31 protein-coding genes, 1 tRNA gene and 1 riboswitch are annotated in these 25,274 nt (G+C 42.5%); of the genes, 8 read left to right on the forward strand and 24 right to left on the reverse strand.

The genetic code is table 11. The features are described from left to right. Positions 1 to 159: 159 nt before the first annotated feature. Positions 160 to 247, reverse strand: a riboswitch (glycine riboswitch). A gap of 172 nt (positions 248 to 419) precedes the next feature. Beyond that, positions 420 to 2,108 carry a DEAD/DEAH box helicase gene (locus QNH36_RS16580; RefSeq protein WP_144476315.1) on the forward strand — a complete coding sequence of 563 codons (1,689 nt, stop codon included), beginning with the start codon at positions 420 to 422 and terminating at the stop codon, positions 2,106 to 2,108. Further along, positions 2,086 to 2,877, forward strand: coding sequence for a YqhG family protein (locus QNH36_RS16585; RefSeq protein ID WP_144476312.1), 792 nt, complete (start codon positions 2,086 to 2,088; stop codon positions 2,875 to 2,877). The genes QNH36_RS16580 and QNH36_RS16585 overlap by 23 nt, the downstream gene beginning before the upstream one ends. Before the next feature lie 72 nt (positions 2,878 to 2,949). Here the strand turns inward: QNH36_RS16585 and QNH36_RS16590 are convergent, their stop codons facing one another. The 9 genes from QNH36_RS16590 to comGA are packed head-to-tail and all read right to left on the reverse strand — an operon-like array spanning position 2,950 to position 7,668. Beyond that, on the reverse strand, positions 2,950 to 3,135 hold the full coding sequence (locus tag QNH36_RS16590; RefSeq protein WP_144476310.1) for a YqzE family protein: 186 nt from the start codon (positions 3,133 to 3,135) through the stop codon (positions 2,950 to 2,952). Positions 3,136 to 3,176: 41 nt separating this feature from the next. Beyond that, the gene (locus QNH36_RS16595; protein WP_251540860.1) at positions 3,177 to 3,677 is read right to left on the reverse strand and encodes a shikimate kinase; all 501 of its coding nucleotides are present in this window, start codon (positions 3,675 to 3,677) and stop codon (positions 3,177 to 3,179) included. 15 nt (positions 3,678 to 3,692) lie between these two features. Beyond that, positions 3,693 to 4,034, reverse strand: coding sequence for a competence type IV pilus minor pilin ComGG (gene comGG / locus QNH36_RS16600; protein ID WP_144476305.1), 342 nt, complete (start codon positions 4,032 to 4,034; stop codon positions 3,693 to 3,695). A 29-nt stretch (positions 4,035 to 4,063) separates the two neighbouring features. Beyond that, complete coding sequence (gene comGF / locus QNH36_RS16605) at positions 4,064 to 4,573, reverse strand: competence type IV pilus minor pilin ComGF (RefSeq protein WP_144476302.1); 510 nt, start codon at positions 4,571 to 4,573, stop codon at positions 4,064 to 4,066. Beyond that, positions 4,491 to 4,826, reverse strand: coding sequence for a hypothetical protein (locus tag QNH36_RS16610; RefSeq protein ID WP_144476299.1), 336 nt, complete (start codon positions 4,824 to 4,826; stop codon positions 4,491 to 4,493). Before QNH36_RS16610 ends, comGF begins: the two co-directional genes overlap by 83 nt. Next, entirely contained in the window at positions 4,810 to 5,262 is a 453-nt protein-coding gene (gene comGD, locus QNH36_RS16615) for a competence type IV pilus minor pilin ComGD (RefSeq protein WP_251540862.1), read from the reverse strand. The genes QNH36_RS16610 and comGD overlap by 17 nt, the downstream gene beginning before the upstream one ends. Beyond that, positions 5,259 to 5,564, reverse strand: coding sequence for a competence type IV pilus major pilin ComGC (gene comGC, locus QNH36_RS16620; protein ID WP_283903832.1), 306 nt, complete (start codon positions 5,562 to 5,564; stop codon positions 5,259 to 5,261). The genes comGD and comGC overlap by 4 nt, the downstream gene beginning before the upstream one ends. Before the next feature lie 36 nt (positions 5,565 to 5,600). Continuing rightward, positions 5,601 to 6,632, reverse strand: coding sequence for a competence type IV pilus assembly protein ComGB (comGB, locus tag QNH36_RS16625; RefSeq protein ID WP_283903833.1), 1,032 nt, complete (start codon positions 6,630 to 6,632; stop codon positions 5,601 to 5,603). Next, complete coding sequence (gene comGA / locus QNH36_RS16630) at positions 6,619 to 7,668, reverse strand: competence type IV pilus ATPase ComGA (protein WP_283903834.1); 1,050 nt, start codon at positions 7,666 to 7,668, stop codon at positions 6,619 to 6,621. The genes comGB and comGA overlap by 14 nt, the downstream gene beginning before the upstream one ends. A 159-nt stretch (positions 7,669 to 7,827) precedes the next feature. Here comGA and QNH36_RS16635 point away from each other — a divergent pair. Beyond that, positions 7,828 to 7,899 (forward strand) — tRNA-Gln (locus QNH36_RS16635). Between the two features lie 190 nt (positions 7,900 to 8,089). On the opposite strand, the gene QNH36_RS16640 is transcribed toward QNH36_RS16635, so the two are convergent. After that, a complete protein-coding gene (locus QNH36_RS16640) occupies positions 8,090 to 8,443 on the reverse strand; it encodes a Spx/MgsR family RNA polymerase-binding regulatory protein (protein ID WP_144476285.1) in 354 nt (117 codons plus the stop codon). Between the two features lie 193 nt (positions 8,444 to 8,636). Here QNH36_RS16640 and QNH36_RS16645 point away from each other — a divergent pair, with 193 nt between their 5' ends. Together QNH36_RS16645 and QNH36_RS16650 are read left to right on the forward strand one after the other, a co-directional pair. Further along, complete coding sequence (locus QNH36_RS16645) at positions 8,637 to 9,338, forward strand: helix-turn-helix transcriptional regulator (protein ID WP_144476282.1); 702 nt, start codon at positions 8,637 to 8,639, stop codon at positions 9,336 to 9,338. Positions 9,339 to 9,417: 79 nt separating this feature from the next. Continuing rightward, entirely contained in the window at positions 9,418 to 9,663 is a 246-nt protein-coding gene (locus QNH36_RS16650) for a DUF2626 domain-containing protein (protein WP_079509735.1), read from the forward strand. Positions 9,664 to 9,719: 56 nt separating this feature from the next. On the opposite strand, the gene QNH36_RS16655 is transcribed toward QNH36_RS16650, so the two are convergent. After that, positions 9,720 to 10,811, reverse strand: coding sequence for a class I SAM-dependent methyltransferase (locus QNH36_RS16655; RefSeq protein WP_283903835.1), 1,092 nt, complete (start codon positions 10,809 to 10,811; stop codon positions 9,720 to 9,722). Positions 10,812 to 10,981: 170 nt separating this feature from the next. Next, complete coding sequence (locus QNH36_RS16660; RefSeq protein ID WP_283903836.1) at positions 10,982 to 11,617, reverse strand: MBL fold metallo-hydrolase; 636 nt, start codon at positions 11,615 to 11,617, stop codon at positions 10,982 to 10,984. A 150-nt stretch (positions 11,618 to 11,767) separates the two neighbouring features. On the opposite strand from QNH36_RS16660, the gene QNH36_RS16665 reads away from it, so the two are divergent. Both QNH36_RS16665 and QNH36_RS16670 read left to right on the forward strand, forming a co-directional pair. Beyond that, positions 11,768 to 12,247 carry a hypothetical protein gene (locus QNH36_RS16665; protein WP_283903837.1) on the forward strand — a complete coding sequence of 160 codons (480 nt, stop codon included), beginning with the start codon at positions 11,768 to 11,770 and terminating at the stop codon, positions 12,245 to 12,247. Between the two features lie 115 nt (positions 12,248 to 12,362). Next, a complete protein-coding gene (locus QNH36_RS16670; RefSeq protein ID WP_144476271.1) occupies positions 12,363 to 12,536 on the forward strand; it encodes a DUF2759 domain-containing protein in 174 nt (57 codons plus the stop codon). Between the two features lie 62 nt (positions 12,537 to 12,598). On the opposite strand, the gene QNH36_RS16675 is transcribed toward QNH36_RS16670, so the two are convergent. From QNH36_RS16675 to QNH36_RS16700, 6 genes are all read right to left on the reverse strand, one after another. Next, a complete protein-coding gene (locus QNH36_RS16675) occupies positions 12,599 to 12,913 on the reverse strand; it encodes an MTH1187 family thiamine-binding protein (protein ID WP_251540881.1) in 315 nt (104 codons plus the stop codon). A gap of 24 nt (positions 12,914 to 12,937) precedes the next feature. After that, positions 12,938 to 14,089, reverse strand: coding sequence for a YqgU-like beta propeller domain-containing protein (locus QNH36_RS16680; protein WP_283903838.1), 1,152 nt, complete (start codon positions 14,087 to 14,089; stop codon positions 12,938 to 12,940). Positions 14,090 to 14,318: 229 nt separating this feature from the next. Then, positions 14,319 to 16,208, reverse strand: coding sequence for an LTA synthase family protein (locus QNH36_RS16685; protein WP_144476262.1), 1,890 nt, complete (start codon positions 16,206 to 16,208; stop codon positions 14,319 to 14,321). A gap of 272 nt (positions 16,209 to 16,480) precedes the next feature. Continuing rightward, on the reverse strand, positions 16,481 to 17,458 hold the full coding sequence (locus tag QNH36_RS16690) for an ROK family glucokinase (protein WP_283903839.1): 978 nt from the start codon (positions 17,456 to 17,458) through the stop codon (positions 16,481 to 16,483). 6 nt (positions 17,459 to 17,464) lie between these two features. Continuing rightward, a complete protein-coding gene (locus QNH36_RS16695) occupies positions 17,465 to 17,680 on the reverse strand; it encodes a YqgQ family protein (RefSeq protein WP_144476256.1) in 216 nt (71 codons plus the stop codon). 166 nt (positions 17,681 to 17,846) lie between these two features. Then, positions 17,847 to 19,307, reverse strand: a complete 1,461-nt coding sequence (locus QNH36_RS16700) for a spore germination protein (RefSeq protein ID WP_144476914.1) — start codon at positions 19,305 to 19,307, stop codon at positions 17,847 to 17,849. Positions 19,308 to 19,473: 166 nt separating this feature from the next. Between QNH36_RS16700 and QNH36_RS16705 the strand changes: the two genes are divergently transcribed. Beyond that, positions 19,474 to 20,355, forward strand: a complete 882-nt coding sequence (locus tag QNH36_RS16705) for a hypothetical protein (protein ID WP_283903840.1) — start codon at positions 19,474 to 19,476, stop codon at positions 20,353 to 20,355. Here the strand turns inward: QNH36_RS16705 and QNH36_RS16710 are convergent. The 6 genes from QNH36_RS16710 to rpmG form a co-directional block, all read right to left on the reverse strand. Further along, the gene (locus QNH36_RS16710) at positions 20,327 to 21,865 is read right to left on the reverse strand and encodes a rhomboid family intramembrane serine protease (RefSeq protein WP_349654824.1); all 1,539 of its coding nucleotides are present in this window, start codon (positions 21,863 to 21,865) and stop codon (positions 20,327 to 20,329) included. The genes QNH36_RS16705 and QNH36_RS16710 overlap by 29 nt on opposite strands. A gap of 149 nt (positions 21,866 to 22,014) precedes the next feature. Continuing rightward, on the reverse strand, positions 22,015 to 22,212 hold the full coding sequence (locus QNH36_RS16715; protein ID WP_144476247.1) for a hypothetical protein: 198 nt from the start codon (positions 22,210 to 22,212) through the stop codon (positions 22,015 to 22,017). 155 nt (positions 22,213 to 22,367) lie between these two features. Further along, positions 22,368 to 23,318 carry an L-lactate dehydrogenase gene (locus QNH36_RS16720; RefSeq protein ID WP_144476242.1) on the reverse strand — a complete coding sequence of 317 codons (951 nt, stop codon included), beginning with the start codon at positions 23,316 to 23,318 and terminating at the stop codon, positions 22,368 to 22,370. A 163-nt stretch (positions 23,319 to 23,481) separates the two neighbouring features. Beyond that, a complete protein-coding gene (locus tag QNH36_RS16725) occupies positions 23,482 to 24,270 on the reverse strand; it encodes a DUF92 domain-containing protein (protein ID WP_251540885.1) in 789 nt (262 codons plus the stop codon). Then, entirely contained in the window at positions 24,260 to 24,829 is a 570-nt protein-coding gene (locus tag QNH36_RS16730) for a 5-formyltetrahydrofolate cyclo-ligase (protein WP_251540888.1), read from the reverse strand. Before QNH36_RS16730 ends, QNH36_RS16725 begins: the two co-directional genes overlap by 11 nt. 247 nt (positions 24,830 to 25,076) lie before the next feature. Then, positions 25,077 to 25,226, reverse strand: a complete 150-nt coding sequence (gene rpmG / locus QNH36_RS16735; protein WP_084221782.1) for a 50S ribosomal protein L33 — start codon at positions 25,224 to 25,226, stop codon at positions 25,077 to 25,079. Positions 25,227 to 25,274: the final 48 nt, after the last annotated feature.

Consider the following 25,274-nt stretch of genomic DNA (forward strand, 5'->3'; position numbering starts at 1 on the left):
CCAGCACCATTCTTGACAGCGCATTCGGTCAAGAAAGCAGAAAAGGACAGAGCACCCCCTCTTAATCTGAGAAGGTCTCTGTCCTTTCACCTGAAAGTTTACCTTGTAAAGGCTTTCCCCTTTGGTGGCTTACACATATGGAAGCGCTCTCCAGAGATGCGTCAAACAAGAGTTCTTTTGCCTGAGAGATTCACAATTTTGCTTGCTCCTTCGGCGCTACCGGAGTAGTCTCTCCCCTTGTTGTCATCCGCATTTATATTATTTTCACATTTGGGCATGCTAGACGTTATTACCTATGTCTGCAAACTGATGCTTTCGGCCATAAAGTGACAAATTTCAAAACATTCAAAAGCTACCTTCATCCTACCATTAGAAAGGCGATTTGGGCAATATTTTTTATATTAAAAGAGGTGGATAAAATGACCGTGCAAATTAACTATGATTCTCTCTGGCAGGACGAAATGGCTGAAAGAATTGAGAAGGACGGACCCTGGGGAAATTGGGAGCTGTATAAACTTGCCGTCGAAATAGAAAAACATACCATTATCCCTGAATTTGAAGGTCTCCAGGCACCAGTTCATCTTCCCGAACTAACCCCATTGCCGCATCAGCTTGAAGTGGCAAAACAGGTTGTCGAAAATATGAATGGAAAAGCGATCCTTGCTGATGAAGTGGGACTGGGGAAAACGATCGAGGCCGGATTAATTTTGAAAGAATATATGATCAGGGGACTGGTGAAAAAGGTCCTGATTTTAGTCCCTGCTTCGCTGGTCTCGCAATGGGCAATGGAATTGAACACCAAATTCCATATCCCCGCAATCGCCCAGAAGAAAAGCTATGTGTGGGAGCAATGCGATGTGGTGGTTTCTTCGATTGATACAGCCAAACGTGCCCCTCACAGTGACATCATCAACAATTTAAATTATGACCTTATCATAATTGATGAAGCTCATAAATTGAAAAATAATAAAACAAAAAACTATGAATTTGTCCAAAACCTAAAAAAACGGTTCTGTCTGCTGCTGACCGCAACTCCAATCCAAAACCGGATCGAAGAAATATTTAATCTTGTATCTCTGTTGAAGCCCGGTCATCTCGGCAGTGAAACAGCGTTTTTTGACAAATACAAAAAGGATGCCCGGTCTGTCAATGATGATGAGCATCTGAGGGAACTTGTGAATAAAGTGATGATCCGCAACAGGCGTTCGGATACCGGAATCGAGTGGACAAAGCGACATGTAGAAACCATTCCTATCCATTTTTCCAATGAGGAGAGGGCTTTATATGACTCAATCATGGACTTAAGAGGTTCTGCTGGCGGTCTAGCCTCAAGCCAGTTCTCGCTGATGACTCTCCAGCGTGAGGCTTGCAGCAGCAGGGAGGCGGTTTTTTATACACTGAGAAATATGCTGCAGCGGCAGGAAAACCCCTCCGTCGGTTTCCAAAATACGATTGCCGAGCTTATCAAACGAGTGGAGGCAGTAACAAAAAACTCCAAAGCCGAAAAAGCACTTGAGTTGATCAAACAAATTGATGACAAAGTCATCATATTTACCGAATATCGGGCCACCCAGCTTTACCTTCAGTGGTTCCTTAAGCAAAATGGCATCACCTCAGTTCCCTTTCGCGGAGGGTTCAAACGCGGTAAAAAGGACTGGATGAGAGAACTCTTCCAGAAGAATGTCCAGGTGCTGATCGCGACCGAGGCTGGGGGCGAAGGAATCAACCTGCAATTCTGCAGTCATATCATCAACTTTGACCTTCCCTGGAACCCAATGAGACTGGAACAAAGGATCGGCAGGATCCACCGTCTTGGACAAGAAAAAGATGTGAAAATATACAACTTCGCAACGAAAGATACGGTTGAAGAACATGTTATGAAACTGCTTTACGAGAAGATCAACCTGTTCGAAAAAGTGATCGGGGAACTTGATGATATCCTGACAAAATTGGAGTTTGGCAATATCGAAGACCACTTGGTTGATATCTTCGGAAAGTCTTCATCAGAGGGGGAAATTCGAATCAAGATGGAAAACTTGACATCGATGATTCAGTTCGCGGAAGAAATGAAGGGGGAAAATCAGCGTGCAGCAACAGGAAATCCATAATTTTCTGGAAAGGTATTTCACAGCTAATAATTGTGAACTGATTGAAAATGACAAAGGATACATGACTGTCCAGCTCACCATAGAGCTTGATAAGGAATTAATGAACCGTCCGTTTTACTGGCATTACCTTGAGAAAACTGGTGGAGTACCGAATCCAATGAAGCTTACCTTCATTACTGACAAACAACAGGCTCCAGATGATTTGAAAGGAGAGATTGTCCATTTTGGTTCTCCCCGTCTTCATCAAATCTTTGAATCGACCAAGAACCTTGCCGGCTTCATCCGGTTATATGAAAACAATCACTACCCTGCACAAACTGCTTTGATTCCCTGGATCGGAATCAATATAAAAGTATCTTATCAATGTGACAGAAAACGGGATGTTTTCCATTCTATTGGACTTCACCTGATCAACGGCAGGATGGTAGAAAACTTTCATGAACGTTTATTGACCTTGCCTTTAACAACAAAAATACCTGATTATGCCTATACGCTTTCTCCTTTAATAAAGCCAAAGAGCGGCGTAAACAGGATCCAGGCTTATTTGACATCCGATATCGAGCAAGAGGACCATTCCTGGGCAGCGGATGCGCGAAAACGCTGGCAGAAGGACCTCGATTTACTTCATCATTTTTACGAAGATGCAGAAGAAAAATCCGATAGTTTTGAAACAGAAAAAACAGCTTTAAAAGAACAATATGAACCAAAAGTCCAACTATCCATCATCAATGGCGGACTGTTTTATTTAACTGAAAACGCGATTAAGTGAAACTCAGGAACTGCCTGCAAACAGAAAAAGCACATAGTAAAGCCCGGCTTATCATTCTAGCCGGGCTTTAAGTCATTTGTTCTTTTTCTTTTTCACTCCGGACATCAGCATAAATGGAAGTATACCGAACCATCTGAATAAAAAGGTCGCCTCTGCTTCCTTTTTTGCCTGTTTGATTTTCCGTCGTTCCTCTTTTGGCTGGTCAATATATTTCACAACGGTCTGGGTAAGGTATTTTACGTAATCATTTGTTTTCATGGTTACACCATCCTTCATACGTTATCAAGTATAACCAGGTGTTATTTTTTCATACGCTGGGTGATGCCATCGACAATTTGCTGAATTGTTTTCTCAGAGGTATCGATTTCAATTCCCGCTGCTTCACGATACAACGGAAGTCGGTTCATGTACAGTGCTTCAGCTGTTTTCATTTTGTCCTTTCTCAATAAAGGCCGGGAATTGTCATCCTTCAGTCTTTCCAAGATGTTTTCAAGGTCTGCATGCAGATAGACAACATTCACTTTTTCCTTTAGATACCGTCTGTTTTCTTCCGATCCTATGATCCCTCCTCCGGTTGCAATAACGGCATCGTTAGAAGGCATTGATCGCAGCACCTCAGACTCCAAAAGGCGGAACTTTTCTTCCCCATCTGCAGCGAAGATCTCATTAATCGACTTCCCTGTTCTTTTAACGATTTCCTCATCTGAATCATATACTGCCACATTCAGTCTCCGGGCCAATTCCTGAGAGACAGTCGTCTTTCCTGAACCCATGAACCCAATTAAATAAATTGCTCTCATATCTTTAATCCCCTGTCAGTTCTTTTCCCTCCATTTTATCATCATGCCCTTTTCCTTGTCATATTGGCCAAAACCGACCCCTTTTTCTCCGCTGTCGAGCTCAAGGGTGAATGTCACTTCATCGACGTTGGCAGATAAAGACTGGGTCAGGAAGCCAACTTTTCCAAATTTATAATACAGTAAACCGCTAGCGGGCAAATTACCTTCCCTTAACAAATGCTCAGCTTCTTTGATAGAGCACAGCATATAATATTCTTGGAGCCGAATGCTATTCGTTTCTTTGGCAAACTTTTTCTCTGCGATATGCTGCTCTGTCAAAATCAACAGAAAGAAGGACATCAAGAGTAAAAAGATCATCGTTAATGGATAGATAAACCCTTTTTCATTTATGGCTGAACACCCCCGGTTTGAATAAACTGGTGGACTTTAACCGAATAGTGGGTTCCATCCAGAGCCACTGCATTTATCATCACGCCATCAGCAATTTTTTCAAAAGTAAAGCTTGAAAGGTTCTGCATTAAAATCTCGTGTCCTTGGTAATCCACTCTCCTTCTCATGCTGGAACCGTACTTTTCGTAAAGGATAAATTGGCCATTGACTTTCAATAACAGCTTATCAGGCTGGACTGTCAGCTGTTCAGCAGTACGAATTTCCTTTCTTGCCTGGCTGCTGAAAACTTCCCATTCCATCCTTCTTATTCCCTTTTCAGTGACACTATCATCAAGGATGATTCTAAACCCTAAAGGAAGCATTGATGTAATCAATAAAAACACCACCAATGATAAAAGCATCTCCAGCATGGTAAATCCCAGTTCATTCAGTCGAGGAACATTTTTTTTTATGTTGCTGGTCGCTTTCATAATGAACACATACCTCCCATGCGGACTCATTTTCATCCTTTGTCACTGTCACTTCATACTGATTCCCGTTTTGAGTAATCCAGTCTCTTCCAGAAGCTGATCCCGCAACTTTCAAGTACATCAGTTCGTCAAATAAAATAGAGCCTGCGTCTCCCTCGGTCCTTACATCTGCTGTCTTTCCCATCACCACAATTGCCAATGGGAGCAAAACCGCACTGGCCATTAGAAAGGCAGCCAAGGACAATAGCATGTCTGCCAGGAAAAAACCGTGATCATTCTTCCACAACATAAAATCGACCCTTCCCGATCAGGAACATCATCCGAAACTTCTTTGATCCGGCAGTAATATAGATAGAGCCGAAGCTATCGATATTCCCATCCGGCATATAGTGAAACAGTAACTGCATTGTCCCTTTTTTGACTTTTACTTCTGGTGAATAATATCTTTTGACCAGATAAGGCGATCCATAATCGGTACCGCGGATATAGTAGTGATTATACTCTGGCATCAAGTGGACAGTAATTTGTTCCTGATGGGAAATAGCATATTGCTGGCTGTACAGGAGGTCGGATTCAAACTGGGTGAAGAAAAGGTCCTTTGCGAGGATGTCATTATGCGGAGTAAAAAGAAAGGCCGTTGTACTAGAGAGCACCAGGAAAGCTGATAGGACTATGAGCATTTCAACCATGGTGAATCCGCCGGAGTTCTTTATTTTCCAGATCATGACGCAGATTTCTGGACAGCCCCGTCGGATAAAATCTCGATTTTTGTACCATCAGGACATGCGGCATCAGGGCTTTTTAGATATTTTTCGTCATTTAGCTGCTGAAAAGTAGGAGTGACTTTCTTATCCATCTTATAAGCTTGTACCTGGGCTTCTACAAGTTTTATATACCCCTCGCAGCCTTTCTTGTTGATATTATTATTATGCGAAGCAATATTCGGCACCGTAATGATTAATAACACAGAAATGACCAATAGCACGATCATCATCTCAATCAGGGTAAAACCCTTTTGATTTTTCATTATTCATTTCTCCTTTTTTTAACTAATTGACCTGATTTAAATCCCTTTCATCATCTGGAACATTGGCAGCAGGATAGCCAGATACAGGGAGATGACCAGCAGGCCAATGAAGCTGTATAACACTGGCTGCACCGTTTTCATTGATTTCTCCATTTTTTCTTCAAGTTCTTTAAGGCAATGCCGGCTGTAAAAATAAAGCTCCTGATCCAGCTTTCCATTCTTTTGACCGTGTCTGATGATTCTTGGCAATTCAGCTTCAAAGAACGGATAATCACCCACCGCCCTGTCAAAATCCTCACCAGCTGCCAATTTCAAGATAATATCCTTTCCGATTTCACTTGAAAATGGTTCATGGTGATTTTGCTCAAAGACCTTTAAGGCATCGTGAACCGGAAGCCCTCCTGAAAACAGATAGCTTAGCTGGACTGCGAAGGAATGGGAATAAAGAAGTTTGATCAACCCGCCTGCAAACGGAAGCTTCACCAGTTTCGTTTTTTGTTGTAAGACTGGGAGTTTCCTGAATTTCATTTTGTAATAGAGGGTTAGCAGCACAGCGAGGCTGAGAAGAAAATAAAATAGGAAGGGAACAATGTCATCAGCAGCACCAATGGCTGCCATAAAAATATTCGGTGCCATGTTCATATCCGAAAAAAGAGAGGTGAATTTCGGCAGCAACACCTTGTTGACGAAGAAAAATAAGATGAATGTGAGTGCTGCCAGGAACAATGGATAAGCGGCCAGCTTTTTCAACCTCTGATAATCGGCTTCACGTTTCAATACCATATCTGATCCTTCAGTGACCGCATGGGCCAGCCCGCCGTGCTGCTCGGCAAAATAAACATAGCTGATCAAATCTCTTTTGAAATTTAATTCAGCAAGGATTAAATATAGAGGAAAGCCTTCACGCAGCTTATCGAGACTTCTTTTGATATCCGCTTTCCTCTTCATCTCCAGATGGAAAGTCATCGATTCAATCGCTTCTGCTAAAGAATATCCCTGCGAAAGCAGCTCCCCTGTCCTTTTCAGGAATCTGGCCTGTTCTGCGACAGGCCACTTATTCTCCTTCATTTAGAACCCACCTCTGGTATTCCGATTCCTTGATAAATCCGAGAGCGATGCCTTTCTTGATAGCATCTTTGAGCGTTTTGTAGTGGTAATTCTGATGTTCACCTTTTGCTTCCTTCAATACAGCAGATAAATCCCGTCCCGTAAGAATTTCAAACACATTTCCTCTTTTGCCGCTTCCTGAGGAATAGCAAAACGGCGAGCAAGCATCTTCACAATAAGGACATGTCAGTTCAACAAGCCTTTGTGCGGTTACTGCGATCAAGGTCTGTTCGATTTCAAGCCAATTGATCCCGAATTCAATCAGCCTGTAGATTGCTCCCCTTGCATCCCGTGTATGCATCGTAGTCAGCACCAAATGCCCAGTCAAGGATGCCCTTATCGCTGTCTCTGCAGTCTCCTTATCCCTAATTTCCCCGACCATAATGATATCCGGATCATGTCTGAGGATTGCCTTTAAGCCGGCAGAATAAGAGATTCCGGCCCGTTCATTGACCTGGACCTGAAGCACTGATTCACTCGGTTTTTCAATGGGATCTTCGAGTGTGATGACGTTGCGATTAACCATTTCCGATGTTTCGGACAGCATAGAATACAATGTTGTGGTTTTGCCGCTGCCTGTAGGGCCGGTAAAAATAATCAGACCATGTGCATGTTTTAAAAGGGAAATTAATTTTTTCGATGTGGATGGGAATAATGATATTTGGTATGAAGGAATATGGTTTTGTTCGGGAAGGAGACGTATGACCATGCTTTCGTTCTGGTAGGCTGGCAGTGTGGAGATTCTCAAACCAATTTTTCGATCGTGGTCCTGGTAAGTAAAGGCTCCACTTTGCGGCCTTCTCTTTTCGCCTATATCCATCGAAGCGGTGAATTTAAAATGGGAAATGAGCCGTTCGCAATCAACCTGTTCTAGGGTGTACCGGGGCAGCAGCTGATTGCCAAGCCTGAATTTTACCAGGGTGTCTCTCTCTCGCGGGATAATATGAATGTCCGAAGCGCCGCTCTTTAAAGCATCTTTTAAAATATTTTCCGCCAATAGTTCAATTGATTTTACAATAGGGATGCACCACCTTTTTTGTTATACAAAGGGATTCTACATAGCACTTCCTGTTCCTGCGAAAAAAATGGAGTAAATGTGTATAATTAGTGACAGTTCGATTCATAATAACTACCGTACCATCAATATCCTCATCATTGGGCTATAGCCAAGCGGTAAGGCAACGGACTTTGACTCCGTCATGCGTTGGTTCGAATCCAGCTAGCCCAGTTAATAGAAAAGCGTAAGTGCCTTGGTCAGCCCCGACAAGCGCTGGAGGTCCTGACAGTGAAGTCGCTCTTTGACTTCATTGTCAGGACCGAAGCGACTCGAGGGGCTAGGCACTGAAGCTGGACAATTATCGAATTCGAAAATATCTTATTCAACCCCTAGAAAAAACGGAAGCATTCCTTCCGTTTTTTTATTTGGCGATTTTTTTCAGCGCATCAGGATTGAATCCAACAATTAGCTTTTTCCCATCAGTCAAAATTGGACGCCTTAGAAGCTTGGGTTCTTCAATCACAAGATTGATCACTTCTGAAAGTGATAATTCATCGACATTAAGTTTGAGATTTTTAAAGGTTTCTCCCCTGGTCGCAAGCAGTTCATCGACGCCTTCTGTCGTCAACGTCAATATCTCCATCAATTCCTTCTGGTTTGGGGTATCTTTGAACAAATGACGTTCATTGAATTTCACGCTGTTCGAAATCAGCCACTTTTTCGTTTTACGACATGAAGTACAGCTCGGATAAGAAAAAAACGTCAGCTCTTCCATTAAGGTTACCTCCTGGCGAACAAAATTATCTTCTGAATACATTGTATAACTTTTGTATAAGTTTTGTATAGTATTTTGTCATCATTTCGCCATTTAGTTGTGAACATTTTCTAAACATATAGTGTAAACAGTGTAAACCTTATTTTCCCTTGTATTATAATGAAGGCAAATTAGTGGTCTGAGGTGAAATAAGGTGGAGCAAACATTAAAAATTACAAGTGTATTGTCTGATCCAACGCGTTATTATATTTATCAATACATCACAAAAAGGCATAAAGATGTGACTGTGCAGGAAATCGCCGACAATTTTGAAATTCATCCCAATGTAGCAAGGCTGCATTTATCAAAGCTCGAAGACGTGAACATGCTGATTTCGGAGACAAAAAAGACTGGCAAGGGGGGACGCCCTAGCAGGCTATACCGCTTGTCAGACGAAGTCATCCAGCTGCATTTCCCATTCCGTGATTATCAGCTGCTGTCAAAAATCGCCATGACGACAATGATGTCACTCGGTGAAGCCGGAAAGAAGGCTTTGTATCTGACCGGAAAGCGATTTGGCACAGAACTCATGGAACAGGAGATGTCACGTCACCCGCAATTGTCAGAAGAAATGACGTTTGAACATAAACTGAACTCAATTAAGAATGCTGCCACGCTTGCTGGTTTCTATCCAGAATTTGAACCTAATAGTGAGAAGACAAAAATTTATTTCCAGATTTTCAACTGCCCTTTCAAGGAAGTTGCCATGGAGCATACTGAAACGGTGTGCAATATGCATTATGAGTTTTTGCGGGGAATGTTTGAATCCCTGTTTGGGGAAATTGAACTGATTGAAAAAGAAAATATGTTCACAGGCTGTGATTCTTGTTCATACCAGGCTGTTATCGCACAATAATCAATCCTTGTTTACTTTTCACTCCACTTTACTTTATAATATGATAGTGATGGACATGTAGGGTAAAGGAGGGATATCTTTGGATCGTATGTACAGAGTTTTAGGATTCTGGACGGGAATCTTTGCTGTCATGTTTTTCTTGGGTGACATGTATACAACGTCCTTGATTTTCTTTGGTCAAACTGGATTTTTCTTGCTTTTAAGTTACTTGAAACTGTCTGAGCGTATGTACATCTACGTCTTCGGCGCATACTTAACGGTTTTCTTTGCAGGTTTTACTTACTGGTCAACATTTATGATGCCACTAGGTGGAGCTGGACATTGATCCATTGTGCACGCTCAATAAAAAAAGCGATGGTCATCCATCGCTTTTTTTATTTCTTAGAATAATTTTTGTGCCGATTCCCCCAGGCCCTTCCCCTGGATGACGACATCAAATGACTGGCTGATTCCGCCCGGGAGGATCAGGCTGCGTATTGCACGATTTCTTTTGCTTGCCTCGGAAAATGGATTCGGGTCTTGATGCTGCCCTAGTTCATCGAGGATGCCAGCAGCAATCAGGAATTCATCCTGCCTCATTTTCTCCAGGAATTCCAAACCGAATGATTCACCGATATCTTTGAGAGCATCAAAATGCACGTGGCTGGTGAGGTCCATTTCGCCGGGATGCTCCAGGATGTCATGGTACATCTGATGATTGTAATAGCCTCTTAAGCTCCCCTGTCTCCGTGATGGATGCATCCATTCATCCTTTGTATATCCGTAATCCACCGTCACCAATAAGCCTTTATCCAGTTTTTTTGCTATCGAGTTAATGAATGGTTCCATGGCAAGTGGAATTTCGATCCTTTGTCCTTCAGCAAGCACGAATTGCTGATCATTAAGAAATCTAATAATCCGTTCATCCGAAACAGGAACTTTTATTTCTTTCAATTGATCATCCTCGCTGGCAACAAAGACCTCGTGCACGATGCCTTCAATCTTTTCAACGACATGGACAGGAAAGGCATCAAATAACTCATTGGAAAAGATCATTCCCTTATGCATTTCTGTTTCTGCATATGTATCACCATGTACGATGATGACATCTTCAAGCCCTGCCAGCTCTGCATTCTGCAGACTTCGATGATAAGGACTTTTTTCAACAATATAATATGTCAGTGTTTCTGCGTTCATTTCCCTCCAGCCTTCAATGAATGCCCGTGCAAAACGGCCGTTTCCAGCTCCGATTTCACAAACAGATGGCGGAAGGCCGAAATCACTCCATTTTTTCGCATACCACTTCCCTATTAATTTGCCAAACACATCAGATACATTGCTTGATGTGTAAAAATCCCCTTTTTTTCCGATTTTTTGGCGTTCCTTGATATAATAACCTTCCTCTGGATGATAGAGTGCAAGCTGCATATAGTCCGCATATGTGATCATCCTTTTTGGCGAGACTGCAATAAACTCTTTGATTATTTCTTTCATAATGACTCCTTGAAAAAGGTTTTCACTATTGACATAGTGTATTCTTTATTATAAAGTTTTACTAGTAGCTTAACTATATCCCCTCCCATGATATGAATAGAACATCCCCCAGAAAAGCCCTTCTCAGTCGAGAAGGGTTTTTCTAGTTTTCAAGCCCAATTTTTCAAAAATTAAAACCCATTCAAAAATGGATTTGAGTCCATTTCCATACCAATCGTCGTTGCTGGTCCATGACCAGGCAGTACCTCGGTTTCCTCAGACAATACCAGCAGTTTATCGTGAATGCTTTTGATTAACTGGTTATGGTTTCCTCCCGGCAAGTCTGTTCTGCCTATGCTTCCCTGAAAGAGGGCATCTCCGGCCAGCACAAAATTCGCCTTCGGGAAGTAAAAGGATACACTCCCCGGTGAATGCCCTGGTGTCTCCAAAACTTCGAACTTGAAATTCCCGATGGACATCTCACCTTCATCTTTGAACAAATGGTCCGCTGCTCTTGCTTTGATTGGCTCGTTCAGCATAAAGTGTTTCGATCCATTAAGTGCAGGATCGGTGAGCCAGTCTTTTTCTTTTTCATGGATAAAGACCTTTATGCCATACTTATCCCTTATTCTATCAACTGCACCGATATGGTCGAAATGTGCATGTGTCAATACAATCGCTTCAGGCTTGAGTTCGAGCTGTTCGATCACCGCAGTCAACTTCCTTGGGTTTTCACCAGGATCGACAATCAGGCATGAATGACTTTCATCGTAAACGACATAACAATTCGTCTGCAAAGGACCCAGAGGAATCTGTTTCCATTTCATTGTAAGCAGCCTCCGCTTCTTCTTTGTAATATGTATATTTTTATTTTACACTAATGTTAGACAAGTTTTAAGAATTTATAAGAAAGCATAAGCCGGGAAGGGTGCTCATGAAATTTTCGGATTGATCTTGATTGGATAAGGAGAAAACAAATGAATTTTGTCATTGCTATGGAAGCAAACCCTTTTATTGAGCAGCTGTCCGATTTTCAGGAAGTACTTTTGCAGGTTGCTCCACCGCATCTAATTTATGAAAATTACTATGTATATATCGAGCAAAAGGATGCAGATGAAGCGATTGGATTACTCAGGGAAGCTGACTTGCTTGAATCAACACATCTCCTGATCAAAACAGAAGGCTGCGCCGGGGAAGATTTCTTCGACTATGGTTTCCAAGTGGATGGCGAAACCTATTTATTCGCTGATGAACTGTCAGCGTTCCGAATTTTGGATGGCACCGGCATTCAAATGGAGATGGCCCTGATTCAATTGGAGGAACATCTCGTATTTAAGGCTGCAAATGGAATTTATTTTGCGGCAAACCACTATACTGAACTAATAATGGGTATAGTAAAAACATATGGCGTGAAAGTTGAATTTTTAGACCTCGACAAATGGTGTAAAAAAATATAAAATAAAAAACGAGTGTATGCTTGTCATTACATACAGGCTGCCGCCTAAATTACAACCAAACATTTTTTCAAAAAACAGACTTATTGTCTGCCTAATTTATGAAGGGGGCTTTATCATGGGATTGGCAATTATCTTCGCTTTAGTTACTCTGCTAGCCGGTTACGCAACTTTCTCGGCACTTAAAAACAAAAACATTCTTGGAATCGTATTCGGCGGAGGAACATTCCTCGTTATTGGCTGGTTCACGGTCATGACAGTCCTTAACCACGGATTCCCGACAGCACACTAATCGAACCACAATAAAAGACCACCTTTCTCAGGTGGTCTTTTATATTTGTTACATATTTCAAGCTATTGCTTGAGCAATTCGTTAACCCTGTTGACTTTATCCTCCATCTTTCTTTTTACATCCCGTCTGTCATCAATCCGGATATTAGTGGCCACCCGCTGAATGCCCTTATTGAACGGCGCTTCATGGATTGCCTGGACCACTTCAAATAAAACAGGCAGCTCACCCTCAATCAATGTATTCATGGGAGTAAGTTGATAACGGATTTTACCGTGCTCTTCATAATTTTTTAGGATCCGCTGGATATCAGCCACATAGGAACTGACACTTGGTGTCTCAGTTCCGATTGGAATCACTGTTACATCTACAATTGCCATCTTAATCTCTCCTTACTGAACGAATTATTGAACGAGTTCAATGATCTCCTTCGTATCGATATTCATCACTCTTTCTAACTGGAAACCATACAGGCACATTTCACCGGAAGGCGAGCAGGAAAGTGGTTCATTTGCCAGTTCAGAGAAAACCATTTCCTCTTTATCCTCCCCAAACTGATACTTCATTAAGTCAAAACCGCCTTCATAAAGATCTGCCTCACCCTGCTCCTTCGCCCGCAGATACATAAAAGCCTTTCCATCATCCATTAAATCATAAAAAGGAACAACCCATCCAGAAAAAGATGTCAGCAAAGGAGCGGTTAAACTGCCAGCAGAATGGATCCCTTCCCTGGTGAAGGTGTATAATCCCAATCCTGGATTTTCGCCTTCAGCTACCTCGATGGTCAATAAATACTTTCCTAATGAATCAAATTGATACACGTCCTCAAACAATGTTTTAGAATGATTCCCGCTGATAGAAAAAGACTTCAACGGCGCCTTTAACGATATTTCATTCTCATCCCATTGTTGATATACAAGCATATCCTCCGAAATCCACCTGACAAAAGGCTCAGGCAATTGGAGTTCTTTCAGGCTGTTCTCCTTTAAATTTAATAAATATGTGTTGAAATCCCATTCTTCTGTAAAAGCAGAAACAATAAGTAAATCGTCATTGAAAGGATTCCATTCAAAGGTCAATTCATATGATTCAATTTTCCCAGAATATAATTCCTTTCCTGATAAATCGATGACAGTAAGAACCCCTTCTTCAGATGCGGAACTGTGAATCATTACCTTATCCTTTTTGGGACTGATCTCAGCCGTGATGATTGGCTGGCCGCTTTTGTACAGCATTGTCGATTGTCCTGTTATAAGGCTGTAAGAATAAAGGATTGAACTGCTTTCGTTTTTATTTGAAATATAAAGTATCTCTGTATTACTCAGCCATCCTGAAGCCTTACTAAATTCCTCTTGCACGCCTAGCTTGATCGGAATGACCTCAGATCCTAAAAAGGATATCCCTGGAGTTTCTTTTATACGCTCAAGGCTGTGACTGGCATCTTTATGGAGGGATACATCCAGCAGCTGAGAGCACCCGGAAAGGATGTATGCAGAAGTGGCGATTATGAGCACAATCCATCTGACATAAGGTGTTTTATATGTATTTTCCTTCATTTGCTGCACTCCTACACCACCTTTTTGACAATGTATATATCTGTACGTTAAGAACAGCTAAATGTTTCAATGATTTTCGAAAAATCCAATAAAATTTACATTTGTTACCGCCATTGATGATAACATACACCTCTTTAGGTAAAAACTCAATTTTAAAAAACACAAGTCAATTTGATTTTCTTTGCATAACAAAAACCTGCGCTCCAGGGGCGCAGGTTTTTTACAGGTATTACTCTTTTGAATTCGAATCAGAAAGATCATTGCCTTGACTTTGCTCACCATAGAATCTCAGTAAATCTCCGTAAATAATTTTATCGGAGTACTCAAGTTCACTATCCGCAGATTCAAAATAAGGTGCGCACGCATCCTGATCTGTCGGTTCACCTGTGTCTTTATCATAGCAGGTCTCACGAGTGAACACATGATCCTTGGTGATGAAGCTGCCATCGCGAAGAACAGCAAAGTCACGCCGGTCCTTGGCAAACAGGTCAGATCCGAAATCGATATTATTCTTAGTGTCGATTCCCAGTAAGTGCAAGATTGTCGGTTTGATGTCTATCTGTCCTCCGACTGTTGTCATTGTCTTGCCCTCCTGCCCAGGGATATGGATGATCAACGGCACCTGCTGCAGCTGCGTGCTTTCAAATGGCGTGATTTCCTTGCCAAGATACTCACTCATCGCTTTATTATGGTTATCAGAGATTCCGTAATGGTCTCCGTATAGAATAATGATCGAATCTTCATACAAGCCTTCATCTTTTAATTTCTGGATGAACTGCTTAATGGCTTCATCCTCATACCTGACAGTCGGGAAATAATTGTTGACTGTCTTATCATTTGACGTATATGGCTGTATATATTGATCTTCCTCACTCAACTCGAATGGGAAATGGTTCGTCAATGTGATGAACTTCGAATAGAACGGCTTTGGCATCGCCTTCAAGTGATCAACGGACTGTTGCAGGAAGTCAATATCCTTTAAGCCCCAGCCAACAGAGTTTTCTTCATTCACCTCATAATCCGGCAGTGAGTAGAACCGCTGATATCCTAATGATTGATACATAATGTCCCGGTTCCAGAAGCTCTTGTTATTCGCATGCAAGGAAGCGGTGAAATATCCGTTTTCATTCAGGATTTCCGGTGTGGCGGTATATTCATTTCCAGAGTGCGTAAAGAATACTGCTCCGCGGCTTAATGGATACAGGGAGTTTTCCACCAGGAATTCAGAATCCGAAGTCTTGCCCTGACCCGTCTGGTGATAGAAATTATTGAAGTAATAACTTTCCTTGATGAAATCATTCAGGAATGGCGTAATTTCCTGGCCATTCACGGTTTGATTAATGACAAAATCCTGTGTCGATTCAAGCGAAATCAGGATTACGTTCTTGCCTTTCGCAATTCCAAACATCTCATCATTCGGCGGCAGATAGTTGGCTCGCACATAGTTGTCGATGTCAGCCAGTTCACTTCCGTCGGCCATTGCACGCTGCGCAGAAGACTTCGACTGCAGGAAGGCATCATAAAGGTGGTAATTGTATGTCCCGATATTCTTGACCAGCATTTCTCTGTCGAAAGTTCTTGTCAAGAGTTGTGGACGCTCTGTTTCAGCCATTCCCATATTGAATAAAGCAATTGCGACAGCAACAAGGAAATAGGCCCGGCGGTCCACTTTGCTATATTCCCGCCATCCCAAAAGAGCTGGTTTAAATTTCATGAGGACGGCTAAAAGGATTATATCCGCAAAATAAAATAAATCACTGAAGTTGATCAGCTCGGTCACACTGCTTCCCAGATCGCTCATATTGCTTGTTTGGAAAAGCACAGGAATGGTCAGGAAGTCATTGAAAAAGCGGTAAAACACGACATTTGCGAACAAAACTGCTGATACTATGAAACTAGTAACCATGATATAGCGTTTCTGCGCTTTTTCTTTCATGAACATGCTGAGTCCGAAAAGTATCATTAGGAAACTCAATGGATTTATGAACAGGATAAGCTCCTGTCTCCAATTTTCAATTTTAATATCGAAGCTGGTCTTATAGGCTATATAAGTCTTCAGCCAAAGCAGGATTGTGGCGATGGCAACTAAAGAAACTTTAGGCCATTTATTGTTTTTCATCCGATTGGTACCTCCCTGTTAATAATAAACAGATCCGGGAATTTTTAGGTTTATTTTTCCATTCTCTCAAGAATCAAAGATAATCTTAATACTTTTTTTCCTAAAAAGCAAACAAAATTAGACGCTAAAAAAGCGTAGACCATTCATTGTAATTTTCCACTATTATAGACGACTTAAACATGGAAAAGTTTCAAATATGTTCAATTTCCGAAAATTGAAACTTTTAACACAAAAAAATAAGGAGTTTTCTCCTAGAAAACTCCTTCAACATTTTAGTTATGTCCAATTTTATTTTTAACAAGCCAGGCAGCACCAATCACGCCGGCATCATTCCCCAGGGTAGCGATGCTGATTTCGGTCGATTGCGCTACACGCGGAAAGGAATTACGCAAGAATTGTTCTTTTACTGGGTTGAGCAAGACATCCCCAGCTTTTGAAACTCCGCCCCCAAGAACGATTTTCTCCGGATTGAGGGTATTGGCTATATTTGCAAGGGCGATTCCCAAATGCAAGGCAACTGTATCAATGACTTTCAGGGCCAACTCATCATTCCGTTTCGCTGAATCGAATACGTCCTTGGCCGTTACAATGCCCGTTTCCTTGAACACTGCTGCAAGATCACCTTTAGAAGAATGAGCATTCAATAATTCAACAGCGATTCTTACAATGCCTGTAGCCGATGCAAGGGTTTCAAGACAGCCAGTTTTTCCGCAGTTACAAGGAGCCCCGCCTTCTGCAAGTGAAGTAATATGGCCAATCTCACCTGCAGCGCCACTCACTCCGTGGACAATATCGCCATTGGTAATGACTCCTCCGCCAACACCTGTACCAAGGGTTACACATACCAGATCCTTTGCGCCATTCCCGGCGCCTTTCCACATTTCACCAAGAGCCGCACAGTTTGCATCATTATCGATTACTGCCGGAAGCGAGGTTTCCACTTCAAGCAAGTCCTTTAGCGGATAAGGCTCTCGCCACCCAAGATTCACCGCTTCAAAAATAACGCCGGTAGCCAGCTCAACAGGGCCAGGGGCTCCCATGCCAATTCCGAGGATTTCACTTTTAGAATGCCCTAGCTCCTCCAATTTCGTGTCAATAGTTTTTGCGATATTGACAGTTATGTTTTTCCCTTCGTTAGAAACATCAGTGGGAATTTCCCATTTATGAAGAATTTCTCCATACAAACTGATGAAAGCAAGTTTCGTTGTCGTTCCTCCTAAATCTACACCAACAAGCCATTTTTCAGCCATCAAACGTCACCTTTTCTCTTTTGCTTTTTTTTCTTGTTCCATCCGAATTTCCTGCCTCAAGAGCAAAACCGCAGATTGGTATTCTTTCGTCTCAATCAATTGGGAATTATAAAGTTCCTTCAGCTCCGCGTGCATGAGTTCCAAATCCGCCACCCTGTCGCCTATGTAAATGAATGTCCCGTAATTTTTAAGGAACTGCTGGATATCATAAATTGTCTTCAACTTAATCCCCTCTATTTGTGAAAATAAGAGCATGCGTTACCATACTAAGTATAAAGGATACCTTTTGCCCTCTCAAGTAGGCTGGACAAGATTTTCTGACAAAACCTGCACAAGTTTGCAAAAGGAAAAAGCAGCAATCGGAATTGCTGCTTCTCACAGAAATAGTTTAACGGTCTGGGTCCTGCGGTTTCAATATCCTTGGTCTCCTGTTTTTCAGAGGGATCGGTGACCGGATAAGGACATCCCTGAATGCCCGTGGATTGAAGGGAATGAATGGCCAGAGATACGGTACACCAAACGATTTCATCCTGGCCAGTAAAAGGATGAAAATCACAATGCCGATCAGGAAACCATAAAGATGGAATGCCGCAGTCATGACCAATAAGAAAATCCTCACGAGCCGGTTTGCAAGACTCATTTCGTAACTTGGCGTCGCAAATGTACCAATCGCTGCGATAGCCAGATACAGAATAACTTCATTTGTCAGGAGCCCTACTTCCACGGCCACCTGCCCGATCATCAGCGCAGCCACCAGGCCAAGGGCAGTTGCCAGCGAGGTTGGTGTATGGATGGCCGCCATTCTTAGAACATCTATACCAATTTCAATCAGGAAAAACTGTAAAAACAGCGGAATCTCTCCGGTGTCATTTGGTCCGATAAATGACATCGCTTTTGGCAGCAGTTCCGGCTTGACGGCGAATAAATACCATAACGGCAGCAGAAATAAGGAAGACCATACTGCCAGGAAGCGTACCATCCTTAAATACGCGCCGACGAGAGGCTTATTGCGGTACTCCTCCGCATGCTGCAGATGGTGCCAGAATGTTGTTGGTGTAATCAGTACGCTTGGTGAACCATCGACGATAATGCAAACATGCCCTTCATATAAATGAGTAGCTGCTGTATCAGGCCGTTCCGTGTATCTTACCGTCGGAAATGGATTCCAATGTCGTCCCGAGATAAATTCCTCGATGGTTTTCTCAGCCATTGGCAGCCCGTCCGTATCAATTTTGCTGATTGAGTCTTTTACTTTCTCTACCATCTCAGGATCAACGATATCCTCAATATAACAAATAACAATATCTGTTTGAGATCTTCTGCCGACCTGCATGTATTCCATTCTCAATGTACGGTCGCGGATTCTCCTTCTCGTAAGCGACGTATTGAAGACCAAAGTCTCCACGAAGCCGTCCCTGGACCCTCGCACTACCCTTTCTGTATCGGGCTCCTGTGGACCGCGTACAGGATATGTCCTCGCATCAATCAGGATGATTTCTGTTAACCCGTCCACTGCAAGAGCGGTCGGGCCGGCCAGTACCATATCGACAACTTTATCAAGGTTGTCAGTCGTCTCCACCTCTACATATGGAATATAAGTCTTGACCAGTTTTTTTAATGTATCAGCTTCAAGGGCGCCTGGTTCCAGCTTGGCCAGTAACTGCATGATATAGAGCATGATGTCGTCCTTGACAAATCCATCTACAAGGAACAGCGCCATATCTCTTCCGGCATATTCGACATCAAGCTGGATCACGTCGAAACTTTTATCGACTCCTAATTCTTCTCTTAAGTAAGCGATATTTTCTTTCAAGTTCGTATGGACCGGATGCTTCTTTTTTTCTGCCATATAATCTACTAACACCTCTCATTACCACCGACCATTATTTTCCTGTCGATTCCTTTTTCCATCTTAGCCAAAAGAATCTAAAAAAATACTTAAAGGCATGTGATCCGGACAAGTATCATATAGTGGTTATACCGACATACCCTATTATCGGAAAAGGATGAGCAGGATGAAAAAGTTATGGTTTTTGAGTATAAGTGTATTGGCAATTATGGTCTCTGCATTTTTGATCCAATTCCAGATTGGCAACACTTCCATCGAGACAATCACATTTTTCCCCTTGAATGATGCGGTTAAGTATAAAAGTGCCAGTACCTCACTAACGCTTTTAAAAGATAAAGTAAACAATCAGCATCAGGTTGACTGGAAGGTCCATTCAAGTTTGGACCGTGAGGCTTACCTCCGGCAGGATATGGGACTTTTGTTCGTCAATGGGCTTTTAAAAGGGAAATTTGCCAAATGGGAGCAGGATACGTCAGATTTATCCCAGGAAGAACTCATCTCATATGGAGAAAGCGCCAGATATGACGCGATTTCTTTTCACTATGCTGAGCTGCATGGTGACGGGAACCGGATCACAAGTGCCCAAAAAATGTCTGATGACATGATCTATGTGGTCGACTCTCATTTCAGCCCGCTCCAATCATTCACCATCGCCAAAAGCAAGCAGGAGAAGGAATGGAAAAGAGTGCTTGACCAAAGTGTAAGGAACAGGCTTAACCGAAGTTTGAAAATAGCTGAAAACACCTTCAGGTTCAAGGCGGCAGATTATCTATCCGTCCCCCTGGACACAATCAGGAAATATGAAGATCAGTCTATAACAGGTTTTACGAAAAAGGAAACCGCCAACATACTGGGAAAATTGTGGGAAGGATTGTATAAGAATTATTATCTGGGCATAAAAAAAAGCGATGGCACTGCCATTGACCCAAATGGAAGTACCATGCCATTGATTTTGATTGCGAAGGATAAAAGCCATCTGCTGGTTGTCACCCAGACAAGGACCGGAGAAAGCATCGTCCTCAAGCAGCTTCTTCAAGATAGAAATTAATCTGCTCAAGTGTCTTTTTATAGCTTTCTTTTCCAGGATTCAGCTCTACTGCTTTTTTAGCGTATATACGTGCCAGATCAAGATTTTTTTCATCAAAAAAGATTAAGGCAAGATTATAGTACGCTTCATGGAAATTCGGTTCCATCTCGATTACTTTAAGGAGATTCGATTTGGCCTCTTCCAGCCTTCCCAGCTTGATTTCGGTAAAAGAAAGCATGAATAAGGATTCTGATGAGAGCTGCTCCGACTTGCCATACTCTGTAAGCAGGTCATTTGCCTGCTGATATTCCTCTTCTTTAACATGCTGCTGGGCAAGCACTAAAATGGACCTTTCATCGACCAGATCTGCTTTTTCGCTAAAACCATATTGTAATGAGAAAAAGATAGCCCCAATCGTCACTGCCAGAAAGGTGGTTTGAAGCAAAATACGTCTTTTCTTTGGCAGATGGAAGATGCCTGCTGCTGCAAATCCTCCAATCAGGCCTCCTATATGGCCCGCATTATCGATTCCTGGAATGGTAAATCCGAATGCCAGGTTGATGCCAAGTACGACAAGTATATTCAGGCCCAGTGTCCGCCAAAACAACCTTGGTTTTGCTACACCGAAATAAAGCAAGGCACCAAAGCAGCCAAAAATCGCTCCGCTTGCACCAGCCGAAAGATTCGGGCTGTATATAAAACTGGCAAGCACTCCACTGAATCCTGCCAGGATGTAAATAACCAAAAATCGAAAATTACCATACAGCCTTTCAACCATTGTTCCTAAATAATATAAAGCCAGTGTATTCATGAACAAATGGAGCAGGCCTATATGGATGAATATCGGCGTGAAAAAGCGCCACCATTCACCTTCAAGAATCAAAGGGTTGAATTTTGCGCCAAACTTAATCAGGGTGGAAGTATCCGTGCTTCCCCCCGCTGCCTCAAGGACGAGAAACATTAGTACCTGGATGGCAATGAATATATAGGTGAAAAAGGGTTTTCCATAGTGAAAAACAGATTGTTCTTCCTTTGCCCTTTCTACTGCGTTTAAAAGGGCATTTTTTTTAATGGCCTCGATTACTTCTCCAGAATGTTCCTCAGCAAGATCAATTCTTAATTGGTCATTGAACCTGCTTTCAAGTTTTCCTAAAGCTTCCTCCGCCTTGGCCCTTTCTACCAAAATGGACTCAACAGTCACCTTTCCATTTACAGAAAGATAAGGCTCCGCAAGACGGAATTCATAATCATCCACAGGTGGATATGCACTAAAGTATAGGTTTAGGATCTTTAAGTCCTTTTTAGCAAACTTCCTGCGGATTCTCTCGCCATTTTCAGCAATCAAAATGATGTCACGTTGAAGCCAGTTGCTCCAGTCAAGATTATATTGAAGCAGGCGAATAACCTGCGTTTGCTTGTTTTCTGTCTTCTCCAGCCACAATTCTCCCTGATCCTGTGATGCTTGCAGGATACGGTATTCCTTTTTTACAATCAGGAATTCAGCAACTTTCCAAAACAAATACTCTTCCAAAAAAGCCAACTTCTCCCCTACTTTCCCGCCAAAATCCGGCCACTATGTATTATCTATATTTTTTCCTCTCCAAAATTATTATAAACCAAATAACTTCATACCAGATATAAAGAGGCCTTTAAAGCAGAAAAAGACCTTTTAAGGTCTTTTTACTGGAATTCCGAAGGTCCTGAAAATAATGAACCCATCATCTTGCTTCTGATTCCGGGCAGTCCCATGATCGAACCCACTGCCACCCGGCGCAGGAACCTGTTTCCCAGAAGCATATTCATGACCCGGTATCTATTACCGAATACAAGGTATCCCGCCAGGCCAAGCATAAAAATCGAAACCACTTTTCTTGCCATATATATCCCTCCCTTTTTATTTTAGGAATAAAAGCACATTTTTATCCTTTCATACCAAAAAAAGATGGGTTAGAAAATGTTCCATATATAATAGAAGAAAGCGGTTTCAATTTTTAAAAAAGTTACAAGGGCTGCTTTACGGACAGCCCATTTTTTTACGCCTTCAGGACAGGATCCATGACCTTTCTTAAAACCTCTACAGAATGGTCAAATTTTTGCTGTTCTTCTTTTTCCAGCGGCAATTCAACGATCTCCCTGATTCCATTACGATTGACGATCGCTGGTACACCAATGTAGATATCATCGTGTCCGTACTCGCCATCCAGATGGGCGGATACAGTCAGGATGGAGTTCTCATCCTGCAGGATGGCCTTTGTCAATCGAACAAGACCCATGGCGATTCCATAATAGGTTGCGCCTTTACGCTGGATGATGTGATAGGCGGCATCCCGTACATTCGTGAAGATTTCCTCCAGGTCATCATGCCTGTAATCTTCCTGATCTTTAATCATCTTGGCAATCGGCTTCCCGCCAATATCCGCATGGCTCCATACTGGCAGTTCGGTATCCCCATGTTCCCCTATGATATAAGCATGGACATTACGTGAATCCACCTTGAAGTAGTCCCCAAGCAAGAATCTGAATCTGGCTGTATCAAGGATGGTCCCTGAGCCAATGACTCGTTCCTTTGGAAGTCCCGAGTATTTCCAGACAGCATAGGTAAGGATATCAACCGGATTGGTCGCGACAAGAAAAATACCGTCAAAACCGCTGGCCATAATTTCATCTACTATGCTTTTAAAAATCCTCGTGTTTTTCTCCACAAGATCCAGTCTTGTTTCGCCAGGCTTTTGGTTTGCGCCTGCACAGAGTACCACCAGGTCTGCATCCTTGCAGTCAGAATAGGAACCGAACCATATTTTCGTCTGTGAAGGAGCGAACGCCATCCCGTGATTTAAGTCCATTGCGTCCCCTTCAGATTTTTCTTTATTCAGATCGACAAGAACTAATTCCTCTGTTACACCCTGGTTGACCATCGCAAATGCATAACTCGATCCAACGAAGCCGGTACCAACCAGAACAACACGGTTTACACGATTTTTCATATCGCATCTCCCCCTAAGATTATAATTGATGACTTAATTGTACTTTTTTTCACAATGATTATGTATTGCTGTTATACAGAGTAAACGTTATCATTATAAACACTTTGTTACAATTCAATCCAGTTTATTTAAGGAAGAAAAATCAAAGCTTTTCAGCTGTGTGTTAGAGGATGCTATATAATAACATTCCCCCCAAGGCCGCTGTAAAACATGAGAGAAAATTGACTGCATCATTATTCATCATGACCAGCCCGGAAACATGACGGGTTGGTTCCGAGCAATGTTGTATTTTCTCTGTGAGCAAATTGCATTTGACGCATGTGAATCCCGCCTGGACATAAGCCCCGAGCAGGGTATCGATCATCGTTCCCGTCACACCCAACAGAAAAACCGCCACTGTCCACCCTGCGCCCATCGCAAACAGGTAATCAGCAGTCAGGGCAATCAACAAGGCACCTCCCGCAGCTGCAGCTGTTCCAACAGTTGAAATCGCACCTGAAGTTCCTCTTGGCACCCTTTTAAAAGATTTGATCGATAATGGCTGTACTTTGCTCAATACGCCTAATTCCGAAGCCCATGTATCACCATTAGCACTGGCAAGGGAGCTCGCCAGAACAATGAACCACACAGGATCGGGGGATATGAAATTAGCCAGACCAGCAAATGCTGCAGTTCCCCCATTCGCTGCTACCTGCGCCCAATCCCTTGCCGAGCCCTTTTCATGTAATTCACCCAATTGTTCCTTGCGCTGGCTTTTATATTTGGACAGCAGGCTGGAGGTGAGGAAGAAAACCCCCAATAACATCATTCCCTTAATTCCAAATCCCGCCCATATCAATATACCCGTCAAAAAAGCCGCGAAAGCCCCAGATGGTTTAAGAAGCTGAAAATAGGCAGACATGCCAGCAACTCCTGCGATAAACCCTATGATCAAAATCTGATCAATTCCCAATATGGATTACCCCTTCGCTGTGAATGATTTTCTGTACGGGTATGTCATGGCTTTCAACGGGGACTTCATCAACCAGTTGATCTTTAAAAGCCAGGGAGACTGTCATTCCCTGGAAGTCTGCCAGGAAACGGTCATAGTAACCTCCTCCAAAACCAAGTCTATAACCGTTATGCGAAAACGCAAGTCCAGGAACCACAACCAAATCGATTTCTCCCCGGCCCACTGAAACGGTCTCGGAGACAATTGGCTCCAACAGCCCATAAAAAACGGTTTCGAGCTGTGAGAATCGCTTCAGTTCCCTGAAATCAAGGCCCCTCGTTTTAGGTTCACATTTAGGGACAACGATTCTTTTGCCCTGCTCCCAGCCCTTCCTGATGAGCTGAAAAGTATCAACTTCAGGAGCCTTCGACACAGTGAGAGCTACTGTTGTCGCTGAAATCCACTCATCAGAACGAAACAGCTGCTGTGCGATTTGATAGGACTGATCTTCATATTCTGGCAGGTTAAGTTTTGACAGTTTTTCCTTTGTCGACTGTCTGAGATTTTTTTTGGTATCCATGCTTCTTTCCCCCAACCCTTTGCTATTTTGTTTGTACCTGACATCTATGTATTAACAATACCATTCACACCATGTGGGAAAAAGGGTTTTGGATAGGCTCATGTGCAAATTGACTGCCTTTTTAGATAGTTCAGTTCAGAAGTCTTTCGGTATTTGCCTTGAAACCCTAAAATGCGATGGTGCATGGAAGACCAACACTCTATGGAAATTTGGCAAACAAAAAAGCAGCTGGGAAAAATCCCGCTGCTTATTTTGTTTCGCGATGTACTGTCGCGCGCTTATCTCTAGAGCAGTATTTCTTAAGCTCAAGACGATCTGGGTTGTTACGCTTATTTTTTTTAGAAATATAGTTGCGCTCTCCGCATTCTGTGCAAGCTAATGTAATGTTTACACGCATGTATTTTCCCTCCAAACTATTCAAGCTAGGTTCGTGCATACGACTTTT

Origin of the sequence: Mesobacillus sp. AQ2 (genome assembly GCF_030122805.1) — a bacterium.
In the GTDB taxonomy this organism is placed as follows: domain Bacteria; phylum Bacillota; class Bacilli; order Bacillales; family Cytobacillaceae; genus Mesobacillus; species Mesobacillus oceanisediminis_A.